General features: G+C 64.2%; 1 pseudogene. It reads left to right on the top strand.

Annotated features, from left to right (window positions below):
• Window positions 1–152: 152 nt before the first annotated feature.
• A pseudogene (locus NKH17_RS33330) lies at window positions 153–810 on the top strand (hypothetical protein); the annotation flags it as partial.

Genomic DNA, 810 nt, shown 5'->3' on the forward strand with positions numbered 1-810 from the left:
CCTGCCTTATGGGCAGATCCAGTAATGGGGAGTCGGCGTGGCGTCGCTGACATTTTCTGTGAATCTCGGCGCTTCTTGTCTCCATAACTGGGTGTGCTCGCGGCCCCATCGACTTGGCCACTGATGGCCGGTCACAAACGGGGACGAACATGTTGGAGACCTACTTCTCGGCATCGAAGATTCTGGGGCATCTGCGGAGCGGGCCAAGCGGGCCATACCTCGACGGCTTCGCAGCATCACTCGAACGGCAAGGCTACAGCCCAGACACGGCCGTGCGCTATTTGCGGGCGGCAGCCCATGCCGGCCACATCATGATCGAGCGCGGCGTGAGCCTGGGAGACATCGATCTGGCGGCCTTCAGCGAGCACCTGCGCAGCTGCAGGTGTCCGCGCGTCAGAGGCGGCCGGCGGAACCACCACACCATCTACGGCGCCCGGCTCTTTCGACGGCACCTTATCGAGGTCGGCGTCTGCCGATCCGCGGCCGTGGTAACGGCGCCCGCCGAGCCCAAGTTGGTCACCGACTTCAAGGCCTGGCTGCGCAAGCATCGCGGGGCATCCGATGCCACCATCAGGCTCTACGCTCGCGACGCTGCCGGCATAGTGATAGCGCTCGGATCCGCCCCGACTGGCTGGAGTCCGGCCGATGTTCGCGGCTACTTCATGGAACACGCGAGCAAGTGCGGCAGCGGCACGATCGAGAAGATGACGACGAGCCTACGGGCATTCCTGCGATACCTTGCAGTCGAAGGCTGCTGTCAGGCGGGTCTCGACAACGCCGTTCCAGCTTACGCCCATTGGCAGCTTGCCG

Source organism: Mesorhizobium sp. M1334 (assembly GCF_040317995.1).
Classification (GTDB): domain Bacteria; phylum Pseudomonadota; class Alphaproteobacteria; order Rhizobiales; family Rhizobiaceae; genus Mesorhizobium.